The following is a 16,272-nucleotide window of genomic DNA, read 5'->3' as shown; positions in this document are numbered from 1 at the left end:
TTTATTATTACTTAACTATTGAAGTAACAACTCCTGATCCTACAGTTCTTCCACCTTCTCTGATCGCGAATCTTAATCCCTCATCCATTGCTACTTGAGTTATTAATTCAACGTTCATGTCGATGTGATCTCCTGGCATTACCATTTCCATTCCGTCTGGTAATTTGATTGATCCTGTTACATCAGTTGTTCTGAAGTAAAATTGTGGTCTGTATCCATCGAAGAATGGTGTATGTCTTCCGCCTTCTTCTTTTTTAAGTACATATACTTGACCTACGAATTTTTTGTGTGGATTTACTGTTCCTGGTTGAGTTAATACTTGACCTCTTTGGATGTCAGTTCTTTGTATTCCTCTTAATAAAGCTCCGATGTTATCTCCTGCTTCTGCTTGATCTAGAAGTTTTCTGAACATCTCAACTCCTGTACATACAGTTTTTCTTTTCTCTTCGCTTAATCCTACTACTTCAACTTCGTCTCCAACTTTAAGAATTCCAGCTTCAACTCTTCCTGTTGCTACTGTTCCTCTTCCTGTTATTGTGAATACGTCCTCTACTGGCATTAAGAATGCTTTATCTGTAGCTCTTTCTGGTGTTGGAATGTATTCATCTACGTGTCCCATTAATTCCATGATGCATGCTGTTGCTGCTTCATCTGTTGGGTTTTCTAATGCTTTTAATGCTGATCCTGTTACTACTGGAATATCATCTCCTGGGAAGTCATATTCGCTTAATAGCTCTCTGATTTCCATTTCAACTAATTCTARTAATTCTGGATCATCTACCATATCTGCTTTGTTTAAGAATACTACTATGTATTGTACTCCAACTCTTGATGCTAGTAGTATGTGCTCTCTTGTTTGTGGCATTGGACCATCTGCTGCTGATACAACTAAGATAGCTCCATCCATTTGTGCTGCTCCTGTGATCATGTTCTTAACATAGTCAGCATGTCCTGGACAGTCAACGTGTGCATAGTGTCTTGCATCTGTTTCATACTCATTCGTCATATTTAAATGCCTCTGCGAATCCTCTGTTTGCTAATACTGTTGTGATTGCAGCTGTTAATGTTGTTTTACCGTGGTCAACGTGTCCTATAGTTCCTATGTTAACGTGCGGTTTACTTCTTTCAAATTTTGCTTTTGCCATTTCTAATTCCTCCTTAATTAAATCCATTAAGTTTAACATTTTAAAAATGTATTAATTTCGATCGATCATAACTGCATTTACATTTAACAATGTAAATGCAATTTATATACTTTAAAGTATTATATATATTATTTTATAAATCTTAAAGATTTATTATTTTTTTCCTATGATTTGCTCTTGTAAGCTTTTTGGAACTTCTTCATAAGCAGCGAATTCCATACTGTAGTTACCTCTACCTTGACTTCTAGATCTTAAAGTTGTTGCATATCCGAACATTTCTGATAGTGGTACCATTGCTTTTATTGTTTGAGCTCCGTTTTGAGCTTCCATTCCCTCTATTCTACCTCTTCTAGAGTTTATGTCTCCCATAACGTCTCCCATGTACTCTTCTGGTATAACTACTTCAACTCTCATTATTGGTTCAAGTATTGCTGGCTCTGCTTTAGCCATAGCATTTTTGAATGCCATAGATCCAGCAATTTTGAATGCCATTTCAGATGAGTCAACATCATGGTATGATCCGTCAACTAATCTTACTTTGAAGTTAAGAACTGGGAATCCTCCAAGAATACCAGCTTCAGAAGCTTCTCTAATTCCGTTATCGATAGGTCCTACGTACTCTTTTGGTACTGATCCTCCAACAACAGCATTTTCGAATTCATATTCTCCTTTGTGAGGTATTAATTCTATTACAGCATGACCGTATTGTCCACGTCCACCTGATTGTCTAACGAATTTACCTTCAGCTTTAACTTCTTTTCTGATTGTTTCTTTATAAGCAACTTGAGGCTTACCTACGTTACACTCAACTTTGAATTCTCTTTGAAGTCTATCAACGATGATTTCTAAGTGAAGCTCTCCCATACCTGCTATTATTGTCTGTCCTGTATCATGATTAGTCCAAGTTTTAAATGTTGGATCCTCTTCTGAAAGTTTTGCTAAAGATATTCCCATTTTTTCTTGGCTTGCTTTTGATTTTGGTTCTATAGCAACTTCTATAACTGGCTCTGGGAATTCCATGTTTTCTAGAATAACTGGAGAGTCTTCTGAACACAATGTATCTCCTGTAGTTGTCATTTTAAGTCCTATAACAGCACCTAAATCTCCTGCTCTTAATTCGTTAACTTCTTCTCTTGCATTAGCATGCATTTTAACAAGTCTTCCGATTCTTTCTTTTTTGCCTTTATTAGCATTTAATACATATGTACCACTTTCCATTACTCCTGAGTAAACTCTAGTGAATGCTAATTTACCAACAAATGGGTCAGTAGCTATTTTGAATGCTAACGCAGCTAATGGTTCATCATCATTTGCATGTCTTTCAACTTCTTCATTAGTTACAGCATCTGTACCTTTTATAGATGGTACATCAAGTGGTGATGGCATGTAATCAACAGAAGCATCAATCATCATTTGAACACCTTTGTTTTTGTAAGATGATCCACACATTACTGGAACGATTTCATTGTTGCATACACCTTTTCTTAAAGCAACTTTTAACTCTTCTATAGTTAACTCTTCTCCGTCAAGGTATTTCATCATTAACTCTTCATCAAGTTCTGCAATAGCTTCTATTAAAGCAGCTCTATACTCTTCAGCTAATTCTTTCATATCTTCTGGAACGTCAGTTTCTTCGATTTCTCTTCCAAGATCATCTTTGTAGATTTCTGCCTTATTTTTTAATAAGTCAATTATTCCAGCAAAGTTTTCTTCTTTTCCTATTGGTAATTGTATTGGCACTGCATTACAATGTAATCTATCTCTCATCATGCTTACAACTCTGAAGAAGTCAGCACCCATTATATCCATTTTGTTTACATATGCCATTCTTGGTACACTGTACTTATCTGCCTGTCTCCAAACAGTTTCAGATTGAGGTTCAACCCCTCCCTTTGCACAGAATACACATACAGCTCCATCAAGAACTCTTAGAGATCTTTCAACCTCAACTGTAAAATCTACGTGTCCTGGTGTATCTATGATGTTTATTACGTGATCTCTCCAAAAGCACATTGTTGCTGCAGAAGTAATTGTTATACCTCTCTCTTGCTCTTGAACCATCCAGTCCATTGTAGCTCCACCTTCGTGAGTCTCTCCTATTTTGTGAGTTCTTCCTGTGTAGAATAATATACGCTCTGTTGTTGTTGTTTTACCAGCATCTATATGAGCCATTATTCCGATATTACGAAATTTTTCTAATTCATATTGTCTAGCCACGTTTGTTTCCTCCTCTCAACGAGTGATTTTAAAATTTGACAAAACTGTTTTGGCAGAGCCAAAACAGTTTCAATATTAATATCTGTAATGAGCGAAAGCTTTATTAGCTTCTGCCATCTTATGAGTATCTTCTCTCTTTTTAACAGCTACTCCTGTGTTATTTGAAGCGTCGATTAACTCGTTTGCAAGTCTCTCTCTCATGTACTTTTCGCCTCTTTTTTCACAAGCCATTAATAACCATCTTAGTCCTAATGTTTGTCTTCTTTCAGTTCTAACTTCGATAGGCACTTGGTAAGTAGCTCCACCTATTCTTCTTGCTTTAACCTCTAATAATGGCATTATATTGTTCATTGCTTCTTCGAAAACTTCTAAAGCTTCTTTGCCAGTTTTTTCTTTTATTATTTCAAATGCGTCGTAGCATATTTTTTGTGCTACTCCCTTTTTACCATCTTCCATAACATTGTTTATTAACTTAGTAACAACTTTTGAATTATAAACTGGATCTGGTAATACATCTCTTTTTGCTATAAATCCTTTTCTTGGCACTTTTCTTCCCTCCTTAACAATTTAAAATTAACTCATAGGTACTCGATATTTCTACCGCAAAGCACTCTGCTTCAACTAAATTTATTTAAATTAATGTATGTATAATCTATATAAATGCCGAAGGCATCGCACCTCTTAGCTCAATCAATTGAAACCAATTATTTTTGTTTTGGTTTCTTAGCACCATACTTAGATCTTGATTGTAATCTGTTTGCAACTCCTGCTGAATCTAGAGCTCCTCTTACTATGTGGTATCTTACCCCTGGTAAGTCTTTAACTCTTCCACCTCTTATAAGAACAACACTATGCTCTTGTAAGTTGTGTCCAACTCCACCGATGTAAGCAGTAACTTCATATCCATTTGTAAGTCTAACTCTTGCAATTTTTCTTAAAGCTGAGTTTGGTTTTTTTGGAGTTGTTGTTTTAACTACTGTACAAACTCCTCTTTTTTGTGGACACTCTTTTAATGCTGGTGCAGTTGATTTAGTTGCTAAAGATTTTCTTCCTTTTCTAACTAATTGGCTGATTGTTGGCATTATTTCACCTCCTATATTTTAGCATACTATTAATTTCTAATAGTATATCTATCTAAACATCATACACTAATACCAAGTACTAATGTATGATGATATAGATATATTTATATTAAATATCTAATAACAATTATTATAATATGAGCGCAGTGGCCGCTGAAACATCTATAGAGCATAGTTTCCCTAAATCTTTCATTGTTTCAACATACTCAATCTGCAGGTAATTAGCTTTTGCTAACTCTAAAATAGGGTTTGCAATCTTTGGATCTACATCTTTTGCTATATACAATATTTTACCTTGCTTAGCTTTTAATGCTTTAGTTGTTTGCTTAATTCCAACAACTTTTTCGCCTGTAAGTCTGCTTACCATATTTTCACCCCTCATATACTAGTGTAACCTTTCATAAAATCACACATTCTGTATTTTATCACCTTAGGCCTATACTGTCAATAAAATATATTCTTACTTTTATTCTGTTAGGCTTCTAAATTTTCTTCATTTTTTTCTTCTGTTTCATTTTCTGTAGATATTTTAATAGTTCTGTAACGATTCATACCAGTTCCAGCTGGAATTAACTTACCTATAATTACATTTTCTTTTAATCCAACTAATGGATCTACTTTTCCTTTTATCGCTGCATCTGTAAGAACTCTTGTAGTTTCTTGGAATGATGCTGCTGATAAGAAGGAATCTGTAGCTAAGGCAGCTTTAGTAATTCCTAGTAGTGTTATTTTACCTTCTGCTGGTACTCCACCTTCAGCTAATACTTTTTCATTAGCTGCTTCGAAATCAAACATATCTATCATTGTACCTGGTAATAACTCAGTATCTCCAGATTCTTCTATTTTAACTTTTCTTGTCATTTGTCTTACAACTACTTCTAAGTGTTTATCGTTGATATCAACACCTTGTAATCTATAAACCTTTTGAACTTCAGAAAGAAGATAGTTTTTAACTCCATTAACACCTTTAATTCTTATGATATCATGTGGGTTAACTGAACCTTCTGTTATCTCGTCTCCAGCTCCAATGAATTCACCATTAGCAACTTTTACTCTAGATCCAAATGGTATATCATAGCTGAATTCTTCGCCATCATTTGCAACAACTATAACAGTTCTCTTCTTCTTTGTTTCTTCTATTCTTGCTTCACCAGCTACATCACTTACGATAGCTAATCCTTTTGGTTTTCTAGCTTCAAATAGCTCTTCAACCCTTGGAAGACCTTGAGTGATATCCGCTCCGGCAACTCCCCCTGTATGGAATGTTCTCATTGTAAGCTGTGTTCCTGGTTCACCAATTGATTGAGCTGCAATTATACCAACTGCTTCTCCTATATTTATCTTTTGAGCTGTTGCCATGTTCATACCATAACACTTACAACATACTCCTATTTTTGCTTTACATGTGAATACAGATCTTATTTTTACTTTCTTCACTCCTGCTTTTTCAACTCTTTCAGCAAGATGAATATCCATATAAGTATCGTTTGGAACTATAATCTCTCCAGTTTTTGGATCAATTATATCCTCTGCACTATATCTACCTGTAAGTCTTTCACTTAATGATTCTATTACTTCGCTACCTTCTTTTATTTCACTTACTTCGAATCCTTCATGAGTTCCGCAATCCTCGTGTCTTACTATAACATCTTGACTTACATCAACAAGTCTTCTTGTTAAGTATCCTGAGTCAGCTGTTTTAAGAGCTGTATCGGCGTTACCTTTTCTAGCTCCGTGAGTTGAAATAAAGTATTGAAGTACGTCTAGACCTTCTCTGAATGACGCTCTGATAGGAAGTTCTATAATCTTACCTGATGGATTAGCCATAAGACCTCTCATACCTGCAAGCTGTTTGATCTGACTCTTAGAACCCCTGGCTCCTGAATCTGCCATCATAGCTATAGGATTGAATTTATCTAAGCTGTCCATTAAGGCATTCGCTATATCTTCAGTAGTCTTAGTCCACTTATCTATAACTCTGTTATATCTTTCATCTTCAGATATGAATCCTCTTCTGTACATTTTTTCAATTTTGTCAACTGTTTCATCTGCTTCTTTAAGCAATGCTTTTTTAGCTTCTGGAACTTCCATATCTGATGTAGCAACTGTAATCGCTCCTATAGATGAGAAGTGATATCCTCTAGCTTTTATGTTATCAAGCATTTTAGATGTTTCTGTAGCGCCATATTTTAAATAGCACTTATCTATAATTTTTCCTAGATTTTTCTTACTTGCTAAGAAATCAATTTCTAGTTTGAACTCATTTTCAGGTAAACTTCTATCAACGAATCCTAAATCTTGAGGTATAGATTCATTAAATAATAACTTACCTGGTGTAGTATCAATGATTCCACTAACTAATTCACCATCTTTGATTTTAGAAAGTCTAACTTTTATTTTAGCATGTATATCTATATCTTTGCATTGATATGCCATATAAACTTCTTCTGGTGAAGAGAACATTCTTCCTTCACCTTTAGCACCATCTTTGTCTAAAGTTAAGTAATATGATCCTAGAACCATATCCTGAGTAGGTACACATACTGGTTTACCATCAGATGGTTTTAATATATTATGTGCAGCTAACATTAAGAATCTTGCTTCTGCTTGAGCCTCAACTGATAGCGGAACGTGAACAGCCATTTGGTCTCCATCAAAGTCAGCGTTATATGCTGTACAAACTAATGGATGAAGTTTTATAGCTCTTCCTTCAACTAGAACTGGTTGGAATGCTTGTATTCCAAGTCTGTGTAGAGTTGGAGCACGGTTTAGTAATACTGGATGGTCTACTATTACTTCTTCTAGTACATCCCATACTTGAGGCATTACTCTTTCAACCATTCTTTTAGCACTTTTAATATTATGTGCGATTCCACTTTCTGTTAGCTTTTTCATAACAAATGGCTTAAATAATTCTAATGCCATTTCTTTTGGAAGACCACATTGGTACATTTTTAATTCAGGTCCTACAACGATAACTGAACGTCCAGAATAGTCAACACGTTTTCCAAGTAAGTTTTGTCTAAATCTTCCTTGTTTACCTTTTAACATATCTGATAAAGATTTTAACGGTCTATTTCCTGGTCCTGTAACAGGTCTACCTCTTCTACCATTATCTATAAGAGCATCTACAGCTTCTTGTAACATTCTTTTTTCATTTCTTACAATTATGTCTGGAGCTCCTAAATCTAAAAGTTTTTTAAGTCTATTATTTCTATTTATAACTCTTCTATATAAGTCATTTAAATCTGATGTAGCAAATCTTCCACCATCTAATTGAACCATAGGTCTTAAATCTGGCGGTATTACAGGTATTACATCTATAATCATCCACTCAGGTTTATTGCTAGATTTTCTAAAAGATTCTACAACATCTAATCTTCTAATAGTTCTAACTTTCTTTTGACCACTACTAGTTTTCAATTCTTCTTTTAATTCTAAAGATAACTGTTCTAAATCTATGTCTTGCAGAAGTCTTTTTACAGATTCTGCTCCCATTCCTGCTACAAATCCATCATATCCGTATTTGTCAACAGCTTCTCTAAAATCTTTTTCAGTTAATATTTGCTTTTTCTCTAATGGAGTATCCTTTGCATCTAATACTACATATGAAGCAAAATATAATACTTTTTCTAGTGATCTTGGTGACATATCTAGAATTAATCCCATTCTAGATGGAATTCCTTTGAAGTACCAAATGTGTGATACAGGGGCAGCAAGTTCTACATGCCCCATTCTCTCACGTCTTACTTTAGCTTTTGTAACTTCAACTCCACATCTGTCACAAACTATCCCTTTATATCTTACTCTTTTATATTTTCCACAATGACATTCCCAGTCTTTCATAGGTCCAAATATTCTTTCACAGAATAGACCATCTTTTTCTGGTTTTAATGTTCTATAATTAATTGTTTCAGGTTTTTTTACCTCTCCTCTAGACCACTCTCTTATCTGTTCTGGAGAAGCAAGACCAATTTGTATTGCTTCAAAATTATTTAATTCAACCAAGGGTACATCCTCCCTTCAATTTTTAGTGTTCATCATTGAAATCATTTATTTCTATTACGTCATCAGAAAAATCTAGAGGTAAATTTTCATATTCTATCTCTACTTCTTCTTCTGCTTCTACTTCTTCTTCTATTGGTTCTATATATTCTTTTTCAGGTTCTTTTGGAGTTTGTTCCTCAGTACCCTCTATATTAACTTCTAAGTCTTCTAATTCTTCTTCTGCAGCTTCTTTTAATCTGATCTCTTCTTGTGAGTCATTTAAAAGTTTTACATCTAAACAAAGTGCTTGTAATTCTTTTATAAGAACTTTGAATGATTCAGGTATTCCTGGCTCAGATATATTTTCACCTTTAACTATTGCTTCATAAGTTTTAACTCTTCCTACAACATCGTCTGACTTAACTGTTAAGATTTCTTGAAGTGTATGCGCTGAACCGTATGCTTCAAGTGCCCAAACTTCCATCTCTCCAAATCTTTGTCCTCCGAATTGAGCCTTACCACCTAGTGGTTGTTGAGTAACTAATGAGTATGGACCTGTTGATCTAGCATGTATTTTGTCATCAACTAAGTGATGCAGTTTTAATATATACATGTATCCAACTGTAACTCTACTATCAAAGGCTTCTCCAGTTCTACCATCATGTAAAACTGTTTTTCCATCTCTATTATATCCTGCTTTTTCTAAGCAATCTTCTATATCACTATCTAATGCACCATCAAATACTGGTGTTGCTATATGCCAACCTAATTCACTAGCTGCCCATCCTAAATGAACTTCTAGTACCTGACCAATGTTCATACGAGAAGGAACCCCTAATGGGTTTAAGCATATTTGTAGTGGTCTACCATCTGGTAAGAACGGCATATCTTCTTCTGGTAAAACTCTTGAAATAACACCTTTGTTACCGTGTCTTCCCGCCATTTTATCTCCGACAGATATTTTTCTTTTTTGTGCTATATAGCATCTTACTAATTGATTTACTCCAGGAGGTAACTCATCTGAGTTCTCTTTCGTAAATACTTTCACATCTACTATAATTCCAGCTTCACCATGTGGTACTCTTAAAGATGTATCTCTAACTTCTCTTGCTTTTTCTCCAAATATAGCTCTTAATAATCTTTCTTCAGCAGTTAGTTCAGTTTCTCCTTTTGGAGTTACTTTACCTACTAATATATCTCCAGATCTTACTTCAGCACCTATTCTTATGATACCTCTTTCGTCGATATCTTTAAGCGCTTCTTCACCTACATTTGGTATATCTCTTGTTATTTCTTCAGGTCCTAGCTTTGTATCTCTAGCTTCTGCTTCATACTCTTCTATGTGAACTGAAGTAAATATATCTTCTCTTACTAATTCTTCTGAAATTAACATAGCATCCTCGTAGTTATAACCTTCCCAAGTTATAAATCCTATACGTATGTTCTTTCCTAAAGCTATTTCTCCTAAATCCGTAGACGGACCATCTGCAAGTACTGTACCTTTATCAACCTTTTCACCTTTATCAACTATAGGTCTTTGGTTTATACAAGTACCTTGGTTAGATCTTTTAAACTTAAGAAGTTTATAAGAATCCATTCCGCCATCTTCATCTCTTTTTACTCTAATTTCATTTGCACTCACGTAAATTACTGTTCCAGCATTTCTAGCTTTTGGTAATACTCCAGAATCTACAGCAGCTTTAAATTCTATTCCTGTACCAACAACAGGCGCTTGTGTTCTTAATAGTGGAACTGCCTGACGTTGCATGTTTGATCCCATCAGTGCTCTTGATGCGTCATCATTCTCTAAGAATGGAATCATTGCTGTAGCAACTGAAACTATTTGTCTTGGAGAAATATCAACTAAATCAGCTTCTTCTCTTGGAACAACTATAACCTCAGCTTTCGCTCTAACTGTTACCTTTTTATCTACGAATATATTGTCTTCTCCAATTGGTTCATTCGCTTGAGCAACTATATAGTTATCTTCTTCATCAGCAGTCATGTATCTTATTTCATCTGTAATTACTCCAGTTTTCTTATCTATAACTCTAAATGGAGTCTCTATAAATCCATATTCATTAACTTTAGCATAAGTAGCTAATGAGTTTATAAGTCCTATATTAGGACCCTCTGGAGTTTCTATTGGACACATTCTTCCGTAATGTGAATAGTGAACGTCTCTTACTTCAAAACCAGCTCTTTCTCTTGAAAGTCCTCCTGGTCCTAATGCAGATAATCTTCTCTTATGTGTTAATTCGGATAATGGGTTTGTTTGATCCATGAACTGTGATAACTGTGAACTACCAAAGAATTCTTTTATAGATGCAACCACTGGTCTTATGTTAATTAATGCCTGTGGAGTTATTACTTCCTGGTCTTGAATTGTCATTCTTTCTTTAACAACTCTTTCCATTCTTGAAAGTCCAATTCTAAATTGGTTTTGTAATAATTCTCCTACTGATCTTAATCTTCTATTTCCTAAATGATCTATATCATCTACATATCCAATTGCATAAGCTAAACCTAACTCATAACTTATTGTTGCATATATGTCATCTTTGATTATATGTTTAGGTATTAATTTGTTTATGTTTGCTTTGATTTTTTCTTTTATACTATCTTCATCACTGTTATTATCTAAGATTTCTTTAAGTGTTGGATAGTGAACTAATTCTCTTATATTTAATTCCTTAACATCAAAGTCTACATGTTTAGTTATATCAACAAAGTGGTTTCCTATTATTCTTAAAACTTTGTCTTCTACTAATATGTCAACAGAGTTTATTCCTAAATTTTGAATATCTAGCGCAACATCTCTGTCAATTTTTTCCCCTTTTTCAACTATTATTTCGCCAGTTGAAGGGTTTACTATGTTTTCAGCAGCTATTTGATTAGCGATTCTTAAATGAATAGCTAACTTTTTGTTGAATTTATATCTTCCAACTCTAGATAAATCATATCTTTTTGCATCAAAGAATAATGAATCTATCAATGAAATAGCACTGTCAACAGTTGGTGGTTCACCCGGTCTCAATCTTTTATAAATCTCTAATAATGCTTCATTTCTATCTTTAGTATTATCTTTTTCTATAGTAGCTTTTAATCTTTCTTCTTCACCAAAGAAATCTAATATTTCAGCATCACTACCATAGTGCATCATTACTCTTGCAAGAACTGTTATTGGTATTTTTCTAGTTTTATCAATTCTTACATATATAATGTCATTTGAGTCTGTTTCGTATTCTAGCCATGCACCTCTGTTTGGTATAACAGTAGATGTAAATAACTTTTTACCAGTTTTATCAACTGAATAGTTATAGTAGACACCTGGTGATCTAACAAGCTGGCTTACAATAACTCTTTCTGCACCATTTATAACAAAAGTTCCTTGTTCCGTCATTAATGGGAAATCTCCCATGAAGACATCTTGTTCTTTTATTTCTCCAGTCTCATTATTACGTAATCTAACTTTTACTTTTAGTGGTGCTGCATAAGTTGTATCTCTTTCTTTGCATTGTTCTACGCTGTATTTGATGTTATCAAAATCAAGCTTATAGCCAACAAATTCTAAGGCTAAATTTCCTGTATAATCTTGAATTGGATTAATGTCTTCAAATACTTCTTGTAAACCTTCTTTTAAAAACCAATTGTATGAATCTAATTGAACCTCAATTAGATTAGGCATGTTTGCCTTATCGCCTACTCGAGCAAAACTCATTCTTGTTCTTTTTCCATTTTTGACAGGATGTACCATCAGCTTTCACCCCTTGTATAAACTAAAATAACCCAAAAACCCACTATCCCCTAGGACTTTGTGTTTTCGGACTTCACACTTTTTCATCATGCTATTATAACCAATTGTAGAATTTTTATTCACATATATATATTTCTTCTTTTTTCTACAATTAATTACATAACTTAAACTGTCTAATTACTTTCGCATTGAATTATTTTATCACATTTTCAACCTAAAGTCAAGCTTTAGATGAAAAAAGGAGCACTATGAAAGTACTCCTTTTTTTGTTAATGTTGCAACTATTTTACTTCTACAGCTGCTCCAACTTCTTCTAATTTAGCTTTCATTTCTTCAGCTTCGTTTTTGCTTACGCCTTCTTTTAATGTTTTAGGAGCTCCATCAACTATTTCTTTAGCTTCTTTTAATCCTAATCCAGTTATTTCTCTAACTGCTTTTATAACTTTTATTTTGTTAGCTCCAGTACTTGCTAGAACTACTTCAAATTCAGTTTTTTCTTCTGCTGCTGCTCCTGCAACTGCTGCTCCTGCTACTGCAACTGGTGCAGCTGCGCTTACTCCGAATTCTTCTTCACAAGCTTTAACTAATTCATTTAATTCTAAAACGCTCATTTCTTTTATAGCTTCTATTATTTGCTCTTTTGTCATTTTAAATGCACCTCCGAAATTTATCTTTCTTTTTTTATCTTTGTTATAGTGTTTTGTTTGTATATTCTTACTCAGCTGTTTCTTCTTTTTTATCTGCTATAGCAGTTAATAAGTACGCTAAGTTTGATAATGGAGCTTTGAAACTTCCAAGAAGTTTTGCAAGTAATACCTCTCTTGGTGGTATTGAAGCAAGCTCTTTAACTTTATCTCCATCAAATAATTCGCCTTGAACTACTCCAGCTTTTAATTGTAGCTTTTTGTTAGCTTTTGCGAAATCATTTAATATTCTTGCTGGAGCTGTTGGATCCTCATAACCAAATGCTATTGATACAGGTCCTTGAAGGTATGTTTCTAATCCTTCTATTCCTAGCTCTTTAGCAGCTAATGCTACTAATGTGTTTTTGTAAACTTTATACTCAACACCAGCTTCTCTTAAATTCTTTCTTAATTCTGTGTCTTGCTCAACTGTTAATCCTTGATATTCACTTAGTATAACGCCTTGAGCTTTTTCTAATTTTTCTTTTATTTCAGCAACTTTTGCTTCTTTTAATGCTCTGTTTTTGCTTTGCACTGTGTGTCCACCTCCTCACAGCTTTCACTGTTTATTTAAAATTAAAAGTCTCCCCGCAAACATACGAAGAGACCAATAAAATCATCACGTTCTATTAGAACCCTCGGTAGGTTAATCTGTTACGCCAAAGGCACCTACTGTCTACGGAATATTTATTATATTCAACTTTTAAGATTCTAACATACTTGTTGCAACTAGTCAATATATTTTTTAAAATTATTCAGTAACTTTTGCTGGGTTGATTTTAATTCCAGGACCCATTGTGCTTGCTACTGTAACTGATTTTATATATTGTCCTTTTGCTGCAGCTGGTTTTGCTTTTACTACTGCATCCATTAAAGTAGTGAAGTTCTCTTGTAATTTAGCTTCTCCAAAAGATTTTTTACCTACTCCAACGTGTATTATAGCAGTTTTGTCTACTCTGTATTCAACTTTACCAGCTTTAATGTCAGCTAAAGCTTTAGTAACATCAAATGTAACTGTTCCAGATTTAGGGTTTGGCATTAATCCTTTTGGTCCTAATACTCTTCCTAATCTTCCTACTACTCCCATCATATCTGGTGTAGCAACAACTACATCAAATCCAAACCAGTTTTCTTTTTGGATTTTCTCTACTAATTCTTCTGCTCCAACGAAGTCTGCGCCTGCTGCTTCTGCCTCTTTAGCTTTATCGCCTTTAGCGAAAACTAAAACTCTAACTGTTTTACCAGTTCCATGAGGTAGAACAACTGCTCCTCTAACTTGTTGATCCGCATGTCTTGGGTCAACACCAAGTCTTACGTGAACTTCTATTGTCTCATCAAATTTTGCTTTTGATGTTTTTATCGCAAGCTCCATAGCTTCTGATGGTGTATATAGAGTGTTTCTTTCTACTAATTTAGCACTCTCTATGTAGTTTTTTCCCATATTGCTATCCTCCTTTGTGGTATTAACGGTTTTTGCCTCCCACTAATTTAAAAATCGAATTATTCTTCTACTGTTATTCCCATGCTTCTAGCTGTTCCAGCTATCATGCTCATAGCAGTTTCTACTGATGCAGCGTTTAAATCTGGCATCTTTAATTCAGCTATTTCTCTAACTTGAGCTGCAGTTACTGTAGCAACTTTTGTTCTGTTAGGTACGCCTGAACCACTCTCGATTCCAGCTGCTTTCTTTAAAAGAACTGCTGCTGGTGGAGTTTTTAGTATGAAGCTGAATGATCTGTCTTGGAATACAGTAATTACTACTGGTATTATTAATCCAGCCTTATCAGCAGTTTTTGCGTTAAACTCCTTACAGAATCCCATGATATTAACACCATGTTGTCCTAATGCTGGTCCAACTGGTGGTGCTGGTGTTGCTTTTCCTGCAGGAAGTTGAAGTTTTATCATTCCTGTTATTTTCTTAGCCATGAGTTTACACCTCCTATATTGTGGTAATCGGACTTTAAAAGCCCTCCCACTTAATAAGAATAAATCTATATTAAGATTTTATCTTATAAGCTTAATCCATTTTTTCTATTTGATTAAAATCAAGTTCAACAGGAGTTTCCCTGCCAAACATATCAACTAGACCTTTTACTTTATGCTTCTCTATATTTATTTCTTGTATAGAAAGCATAAATTCTGCAAATGGGCCAGATACTATTTTTACCTGCTCCCCAACTTCTATATCTATAGAAATTGATTTTTCAACAATTCCCATGTTTTTTGCCTCTTCTTCTGTTAGAGGCACTGGTTTTGATCCTGGTCCAACAAATCCTGTAACTCCTCTAGTATTCCTTACGATATACCAAGAGTCATCTGTCATAACCATTCTAACCATTACATATCCAGGGAATATTTTTTTGTAAGTTACTTTTTTCTTGCCATCCTTGATTTCAACTTGTTCTTCCATAGGAACTTGAATGTCATGAATGAACTCTTCAAGGTTTCTATTTTCAATAGCTTTTTCAAGGTTAGCTTTTACTTTGTTTTCATATCCAGAATAAGTATGAACAACATACCATTTAGCTTTTCCTGTCATAACTTCAGGGGTTGATTAAACCAATCCCCTACCTCCCTTTTTCTATTATTTGAAGAACATTTTAAAGAGGTTATTGAAACCAGTATCCAACAAACCTACTAGAATCACATAAAGAAGACAAAAGCTAATCACTGCTCCAGAAGCTTTTTTAATTTCTTTCTTGGAAGGCCAAGTTACTCTTTTGAACTCAGCTTTTAAGTCTACAAAAAACTGAATGACTCCTGAACGCTTCTTTTTTGTATTTGACTTTTTTTCAACATTCTTAGCCATCTTTTTTTCACATCCCCAATTTTAATTAGGTATAATTATTTTGTTTCTTTATGAAGTGTATGTTTGTGGCAGAATTTGCAATATTTTTGCATTTCTATTCTGTCTGGGTTGTTTTTCTTGTTTTTCATTGTATTGTAGTTTCTTTGTTTGCAATCTGTGCATGCTAAAGTCACTTTAACTCTCACAGTCTACACCTCCTAATTCACGAGTGATTTATCTTAAACTTAATCGTATTGTCTTTATTATATTAGAAATTAAAATCCGAATTTTTAACTACCCAATTAATTTATCACAAGTTTTTAAATATGTCAACAAATTAGTTAGTAGCTTTATCTTTGGTAAGTATTTCTGTTTTTTCATTTTTTATTCATTTTGGCCTTTTTATTCAAAATGCCTTTTAAAAGGACTAGGTTAGAAACCCAGTCCTATTATGGTGATTTCTTTTTATTATTACTTAACTATTGAAGTAACAACTCCTGATCCTACAGTTCTTCCACCTTCTCTGATCGCGAATCTTAATCCCTCATCCATTGCTACTTGAGTTATTAATTCAACGTTCATGTCGATGTGATCTCCTGGCATTACCATTTCC

Annotated in this window: 14 protein-coding genes, 1 pseudogene and 1 other annotated feature; all 15 genes and pseudogenes read right to left on the bottom strand. The window is 34.2% G+C overall.

What is annotated here, in order from left to right:
• Positions 1 to 7 precede the first annotated feature (7 nt).
• Positions 8 to 1,145, bottom strand: a pseudogene (gene tuf / locus ACYUE0_RS16950) (elongation factor Tu).
• 153 nt (positions 1,146 to 1,298) lie between these two features.
• A complete protein-coding gene (gene fusA, locus ACYUE0_RS16945) occupies positions 1,299 to 3,362 on the bottom strand; it encodes an elongation factor G (RefSeq protein ID WP_460271751.1) in 2,064 nt (687 codons plus the stop codon).
• A 75-nt stretch (positions 3,363 to 3,437) separates the two neighbouring features.
• A complete protein-coding gene (rpsG, locus tag ACYUE0_RS16940) occupies positions 3,438 to 3,908 on the bottom strand; it encodes a 30S ribosomal protein S7 (protein WP_061995587.1) in 471 nt (156 codons plus the stop codon).
• Between the two features lie 158 nt (positions 3,909 to 4,066).
• Complete coding sequence (gene rpsL, locus ACYUE0_RS16935) at positions 4,067 to 4,444, bottom strand: 30S ribosomal protein S12 (protein ID WP_010295350.1); 378 nt, start codon at positions 4,442 to 4,444, stop codon at positions 4,067 to 4,069.
• Between the two features lie 130 nt (positions 4,445 to 4,574).
• Positions 4,575 to 4,811, bottom strand: coding sequence for a ribosomal L7Ae/L30e/S12e/Gadd45 family protein (locus tag ACYUE0_RS16930; protein ID WP_061995586.1), 237 nt, complete (start codon positions 4,809 to 4,811; stop codon positions 4,575 to 4,577).
• A 107-nt stretch (positions 4,812 to 4,918) separates the two neighbouring features.
• Positions 4,919 to 8,452, bottom strand: coding sequence for a DNA-directed RNA polymerase subunit beta' (rpoC, locus tag ACYUE0_RS16925; protein WP_199870903.1), 3,534 nt, complete (start codon positions 8,450 to 8,452; stop codon positions 4,919 to 4,921).
• 22 nt (positions 8,453 to 8,474) lie between these two features.
• Complete coding sequence (rpoB, locus tag ACYUE0_RS16920) at positions 8,475 to 12,188, bottom strand: DNA-directed RNA polymerase subunit beta (RefSeq protein WP_199870902.1); 3,714 nt, start codon at positions 12,186 to 12,188, stop codon at positions 8,475 to 8,477.
• Positions 12,189 to 12,469: 281 nt separating this feature from the next.
• Positions 12,470 to 12,835, bottom strand: a complete 366-nt coding sequence (gene rplL, locus ACYUE0_RS16915; protein ID WP_061995583.1) for a 50S ribosomal protein L7/L12 — start codon at positions 12,833 to 12,835, stop codon at positions 12,470 to 12,472.
• 67 nt (positions 12,836 to 12,902) lie between these two features.
• On the bottom strand, positions 12,903 to 13,406 hold the full coding sequence (gene rplJ, locus ACYUE0_RS16910; RefSeq protein ID WP_061995582.1) for a 50S ribosomal protein L10: 504 nt from the start codon (positions 13,404 to 13,406) through the stop codon (positions 12,903 to 12,905).
• A 32-nt stretch (positions 13,407 to 13,438) separates the two neighbouring features.
• Positions 13,439 to 13,571, bottom strand: a sequence feature (ribosomal protein L10 leader region).
• Positions 13,572 to 13,622: 51 nt separating this feature from the next.
• Positions 13,623 to 14,312 carry a 50S ribosomal protein L1 gene (gene rplA, locus ACYUE0_RS16905; RefSeq protein ID WP_061995581.1) on the bottom strand — a complete coding sequence of 230 codons (690 nt, stop codon included), beginning with the start codon at positions 14,310 to 14,312 and terminating at the stop codon, positions 13,623 to 13,625.
• 59 nt (positions 14,313 to 14,371) lie between these two features.
• Entirely contained in the window at positions 14,372 to 14,797 is a 426-nt protein-coding gene (gene rplK / locus ACYUE0_RS16900; RefSeq protein WP_061995580.1) for a 50S ribosomal protein L11, read from the bottom strand.
• A 91-nt stretch (positions 14,798 to 14,888) separates the two neighbouring features.
• Positions 14,889 to 15,410, bottom strand: coding sequence for a transcription termination/antitermination protein NusG (nusG, locus tag ACYUE0_RS16895; protein WP_061995579.1), 522 nt, complete (start codon positions 15,408 to 15,410; stop codon positions 14,889 to 14,891).
• A 45-nt stretch (positions 15,411 to 15,455) separates the two neighbouring features.
• Positions 15,456 to 15,680 (bottom strand): preprotein translocase subunit SecE, encoded by a 225-nt coding sequence (gene secE / locus ACYUE0_RS16890; protein ID WP_010295374.1) that lies wholly within the window; start codon positions 15,678 to 15,680, stop codon positions 15,456 to 15,458.
• A gap of 35 nt (positions 15,681 to 15,715) precedes the next feature.
• A complete protein-coding gene (gene rpmG / locus ACYUE0_RS16885; protein ID WP_010295376.1) occupies positions 15,716 to 15,865 on the bottom strand; it encodes a 50S ribosomal protein L33 in 150 nt (49 codons plus the stop codon).
• Between the two features lie 265 nt (positions 15,866 to 16,130).
• The coding region (locus ACYUE0_RS16880) for an EF-Tu C-terminal domain-related protein (RefSeq protein ID WP_460271629.1) at positions 16,131 to 16,272 on the bottom strand (142 nt) is incomplete at its 5' end.

This window comes from Clostridium sp. CTA-19 (assembly GCF_054767855.1).
The sequence above is the reverse complement of the archived record's forward strand: the minus strand, read 5'-3'. Positions and strand labels throughout refer to the sequence as shown.

Excerpts from the sequence above, each read along its gene's own strand:
- rpsL (WP_010295350.1), bottom strand. The coding sequence starts at position 4,444 with ATGCCAACAATCAGCCAATTAGTTAGAAAAGGAAGAAAATCTTTAGCA.
- nusG (WP_061995579.1), bottom strand. The coding sequence starts at position 15,410 with ATGACAGGAAAAGCTAAATGGTATGTTGTTCATACTTATTCTGGATAT.
- rplA (WP_061995581.1), bottom strand. The coding sequence starts at position 14,312 with ATGGGAAAAAACTACATAGAGAGTGCTAAATTAGTAGAAAGAAACACT.
- rpoB (WP_199870902.1), bottom strand. The coding sequence starts at position 12,188 with ATGGTACATCCTGTCAAAAATGGAAAAAGAACAAGAATGAGTTTTGCT.
- ACYUE0_RS16930 (WP_061995586.1), bottom strand. The coding sequence starts at position 4,811 with ATGGTAAGCAGACTTACAGGCGAAAAAGTTGTTGGAATTAAGCAAACA.
- secE (WP_010295374.1), bottom strand. The coding sequence starts at position 15,680 with ATGGCTAAGAATGTTGAAAAAAAGTCAAATACAAAAAAGAAGCGTTCA.
- rplK (WP_061995580.1), bottom strand. The coding sequence starts at position 14,797 with ATGGCTAAGAAAATAACAGGAATGATAAAACTTCAACTTCCTGCAGGA.
- rplL (WP_061995583.1), bottom strand. The coding sequence starts at position 12,835 with ATGACAAAAGAGCAAATAATAGAAGCTATAAAAGAAATGAGCGTTTTA.